The organism is Frankia sp. CeD (genome assembly GCF_000732115.1).
GTDB classification, from domain to species: domain Bacteria; phylum Actinomycetota; class Actinomycetes; order Frankiales; family Frankiaceae; genus Frankia; species Frankia casuarinae.
In genome coordinates, this window is sequence record NZ_JPGU01000013.1 from 1 (window position 1) to 4,351 (window position 4,351).

Consider the following 4,351-nt stretch of genomic DNA (forward strand, 5'->3'; position numbering starts at 1 on the left):
GTCCGCGCGGAGGCGGACCTTGTCGTTCCGCCATGTCCACCGGGCGGGCCGAACCCCCCGAACCCCCCACGTACCGAACAGACCCGGCTCCAGGCGTGGTTGGTCTCTTGCCGGTCAGAGGGAGCGGGCGATGAGCTCCTTCATGATTTCGTTGGTGCCGCCGTAGATCCTCTGGACGCGGGCGGCGGCGTACATGCGGGCGATGGGGTACTCGGTCATGTAGCCGTAGCCGCCGAAGATCTGTAGGCAGCGGTCGACGATCTCGCACTGCTTGTCGGTGGCCAGGTATTTGGCCATGGACGCGGTTGCTCCGTCGAGCCGGCCGGCCACATGCTCGGTGATGCAGTGGTCGATGAAGGTGCGCAGCGCCAGCGCTTCGGTACGGCACTCGGCGAGCACGAACCGGGTGTTCTGGAATTCCAGCAGGGGTTTGCCGAACGCCGTGCGCTCCTTGGCGTAGGCGATGGCCAAGTCGACGGCGTGTTCGGCGGCGGCCGCGGCATTCACCGCGATGGACAGCCGTTCCTGCGGCAGCTGCTGTACCAGCTGCACGAAGCCTTGGCCCTCGGCCGGACCGAGCAGGTTGACCGCAGGCACCCGCATGTCGGTGAAGGCCAGCTCGCGGGTGTCGGTGCCCATCGCGCCGATCTTCTGCAGCACCCGGCCGCGTTCGAACCCCGGCAGCCCCTGGGTTTCCGCCACGATCAGCGACAGCCCTCTGCCGCCGGGCGCGTTGCCGGTGCGGGCCACGATGATGAGCAGGTCACAGTGGGTACCGTTGGTGATGAACGTCTTTGCACCGTTGATCACGTAATGGTCACCCTCACGCCGGGCGGTGGTGCGCACGGCCTGCAGGTCGCTACCGGTGCCCGGTTCGGTCATCGCGATCGCGCCGACGAACTCACCGGACGCCAGTCTGGGCAGCCAGCGCTGCTTCTGCTCGTGGTTGCCGTAGGCGTTGATGTAGTGCGCGACGATCGGGCTGTGCACCAGGTAGGCCCAGCAGTCGTCGGCGATGTAGCCCTGCTCGCGCAACACCACGGCCTCGTGCGCGAACGTGCCGCCACCGCCGCCGTACTCAATGGGGCAGCTGATGCACAGCAGGCCGATCTCGCCGGCCTTGTTCCAGAACTCGCGGTCGACCGCGTGCTGCTCGGTCCACCGCCCGTGGTTGGGTTCGGATTCCTTGGCCAGGAAGGTGCGGGTGAGGTTTTGGAGCTGGTCGAGCTCCTCGGTCATCCACGATGATCGGTAGGTCATAGTCTGTCCTCAGTGGCCGGTAAAGTTGTCGGTGATCCGTTCGGCGATTTTCGTCGCGGTGGCAAGGGTTCCGGTGTCGGGGACGACCTCGGCGGCCAGCCTGGCGGCGAGCGCGTCGGCGGCGATGATCGGCTCGCCGGTGAGCAGCATCCGCATCGCCGTGGCCTTGCCGGCCGCGTGCACCAGCCGCTGGGTGCCGCCCGCGCCCGGGATCACCCCGAGGGTCACCTCGGGCAGCCCGCCCTTCGAGGCGGAGTAGGCGGTCTGGCCGATCTGCCTTGCAAAGGCCGCGGTCGACGCGGTGTTGACGATGACGGCTTCTCGGATACTCATGCTGTCCGACGGTACGGCAGGCTATACAAACGGTCAGCTGATCATCCTGCTCNCCGACCTCACCCTCAGCCAGGTCCGCGACCTACGTGCCGCCGGCATTTCCACCAAGCCCGATCCAGAGCACACCCAGGCGCTGGGCATCCTGATCCGCGAACTCGGCCCTCGCCCGCTGCANCCCATGGTCGAGCAGTTCTGGAACCGCCTCGCCCAGGACGCGCCCACCGCCGGACCACCGCCAGAGCTGGAGATCAAAATCAGACCAGTCCCGTGACCCTGACGCAGGGCTCCGGCGTGCCTGCGGTGACGTTCTCCCGTGCCGCGGCGGGTGCGGCCGAACCCAGCTGCGTGTTCCGCCCCGGTTCAGCCTGACCACCCGGTTCAGCCGCGCAGCGCGGAGCGGTCGGTGAAGCTTCGGCTGCAATTCGGAGGCAAGAGGTATTTTGCGGGGGCTTCCCGACAGCGGACCGGATGCGGATCAAATATTCAGAGGAGGCCGATGGTGAGGCGTCGTGGCTGGCTCCCGGTAGCCGCGTGTGTGGGGATCGGCCTCAACAGCATCCGGCTGCGCGGCCGGGTAGGTGCCATCGACGTCATCGAATCGGTGGACCATGGGCCCCCGGGGGGCGCGCCCGGCTCGGACGACCCTCACGCGCAGCGTCCGCCGTACGTCCTCCTCCTCGCTTCCGGAGTGCGTCTCGGCCCCGAGCATCGCCGCGCGGCCGACGCGTACGCGCGTCGGCACGGCTGCGAGGTCCTCGACCTGGTCCCGGCCGAGATGTCGGCGCACCGGATCCTCGACCTGGCGCGGATGGTCGACCCGTCCACCTACCGGTCAGCCCGGCTGGCCCGCGGTCGCGGTGCCTTCCAAGCGGTGCTCGTCGATGCAGAGGTGCTGGCCCGCACCGGCCTCACCACCGCGGACAGCACCGATCTCACCGACCTCACCGACCTCACCGAGGCCGAGCTCGTGGCCGTGCTCGAGACGTGCAAACGGCACGCCGCCGCGTCCACCGACCTCGCCGTGCTGCCCGGCCTNGTCGGTGCCGAGCCGGACGACGGGCGCACCCGGCTGTCCGTGCACCGCGCCGCCTATGCGTGGGAGCCCGCCAGACGGGTGCTGCCCGCGCTGCGGGACGCCGCCATCCTGCTCGGGGCTACCAGCAACCCGCTCGCGGCACTCGCGGCGGTGACGNTGTCCTGGCTGCAGCCGGTCGCCGTGGGCGGTAGCCGACTATGGGTGACGCCCGGGACGCTGCGGCGCAGCATGCTGACGCGGCGACGCGGCGCCCTCCTCCAGCTGGTGGGGATGCCGAGCCGAACCCGTGATCTTCTCGGCGCACCGACCATCGGCCCGGACCCGGCGACGTGCCCGCGGGCTCCGCGACCGATCAGAACGGCGGGCAGGCTCACCCCCACGGAGATCGCCGAGAAGAGATCCCAGTACCGGCGGGAGCTCGCCGGCGGTCTTGACCGGTTCCTCGAGTCGCCTCGCACGACCTGCCCGTGGTGCGGCGGAAACGACCTCTCCGTACGCATGAATGGCCGCGACGTCTCCCAGGGGAAGCCCGGCCGGTTCCGCTACGACCGGTGCGGCGACTGCGGCCACGTCTTCCAGAATCCCCGACTCTCCTTCGAAGGTCTGGACTTCTACTACCGGGACTTCTACGACGGGCTCGGCGCCGCCATGATCGAGGAGGTCTTCGGATTCAGCCCGGGCCCTTATCTCCACCGGGCCAGCCTGTCGATACCGACGCCCCGTCGCTGGTTGGACGTGGGAGGCGGCCATGGACATTTCTGTAACGTGGCGAGAACGGTCTGGCCGACGACGTCGTTCGACGCACTCGACATCGGGGCGGGCATCGAGGAGGCGGAACGCCGACGCTGGGTGGATCGGGCCTACCGCGGATTATTTCCCGATATCGCCGCCGATCTGGCTGACCAGTACGACGTCATCAGCATGTTCCACTACCTCGAACACACCCGGGATCCGCTGGCCGAACTGGATGCCGCCGCACTCGCGCTGGCCCCGGGCCGCCATCTGCTGCTCGAGGTACCGAATCCGGAGAGCCCCGCGGCCCGTATGTACCGCCAACTGTGGCCGGGATGGCTGATTCCGCAACATCAGCACCTTATGCCGGCGGCCAATCTGGCGGCTGCCCTGAGCGAACGTGGCTTCGCGGTCCAGGAGATCCGGTTCGGTGACGTCCATCAGCGGGGGGACCCGGTGATGGCCCTGTACGGGCTGCTCCAGACTGTCGCGCCGTCACCGTCCTCAGCGTGGCGCACCGAGGAGGAGCCGGGCCGCCCGCGGAGGGTCCGGGCGCTGACCGCGGCCGCCATGGTCCCCGCATTCGTGGCAGGCCTGGCCCTGGACGCGATGAGCCGGCCTTATCTGACCGCCGGCAGCCGGTCGAACGCCTACCGCATCCTCGCCCGCCGGAGGTAAGCCGGAGCGCCACATTCCCGCCACCCGCGCGTGATGGCCATGAAACGTGAGTGCCGGACACCGCAGCGCCATGGTGTCCGGCACCGCGCCGGCCAAAGAACCCGGGCGGGCATTGCCGATCGGAATCCGTTCCGGACACCCTCGCCAACGCCGCTACACGTTTCTCCTAGCGGTTCGCCATATTTCAGTGGCGCTCCGTCCAGGTCCTCTCGTCAGCTCAGGCCCAGTCCCAGTTCCAGTCCCAGTCGTCCTTCTGGTGCCCACCCTTGTCGTCCCGGCCCTTCTTGTCCTTACCGTCCCAGTCCTTCTTGT

The 4,351-nt window shown here is 68.8% G+C and carries 3 protein-coding genes; 1 reads left to right on the forward strand and 2 read right to left on the reverse strand.

All coding sequences use genetic code 11. From position 1 onward, the window contains the following. Window positions 1–114: 114 nt before the first annotated feature. Both CED_RS09825 and CED_RS09830 read right to left on the reverse strand, forming a co-directional pair. Entirely contained in the window at window positions 115–1,260 is a 1,146-nt protein-coding gene (locus tag CED_RS09825) for an acyl-CoA dehydrogenase family protein (RefSeq protein ID WP_011435637.1), read from the reverse strand. Window positions 1,261–1,269: 9 nt separating this feature from the next. Further along, on the reverse strand, window positions 1,270–1,593 hold the full coding sequence (locus tag CED_RS09830; RefSeq protein ID WP_035910026.1) for an enoyl-CoA hydratase-related protein: 324 nt from the start codon (window positions 1,591–1,593) through the stop codon (window positions 1,270–1,272). Window positions 1,594–2,089: 496 nt separating this feature from the next. Here CED_RS09830 and CED_RS09840 point away from each other — a divergent pair, with 496 nt between their 5' ends. Beyond that, window positions 2,090–4,039, forward strand: a complete 1,950-nt coding sequence (locus CED_RS09840) for a class I SAM-dependent methyltransferase (protein WP_200875396.1) — start codon at window positions 2,090–2,092, stop codon at window positions 4,037–4,039. The last annotated feature ends 312 nt before the right edge of the window (window positions 4,040–4,351 follow it).

What these genes read in the sequence shown, in the direction of transcription:
- CED_RS09825 (WP_011435637.1), bottom strand. Translation starts at nt 1,260, where the DNA reads ATGACCTACCGATCATCGTGGATGACCGAGGAGCTCGACCAGCTCCAA.
- CED_RS09830 (WP_035910026.1), bottom strand. Translation starts at nt 1,593, where the DNA reads ATGAGTATCCGAGAAGCCGTCATCGTCAACACCGCGTCGACCGCGGCC.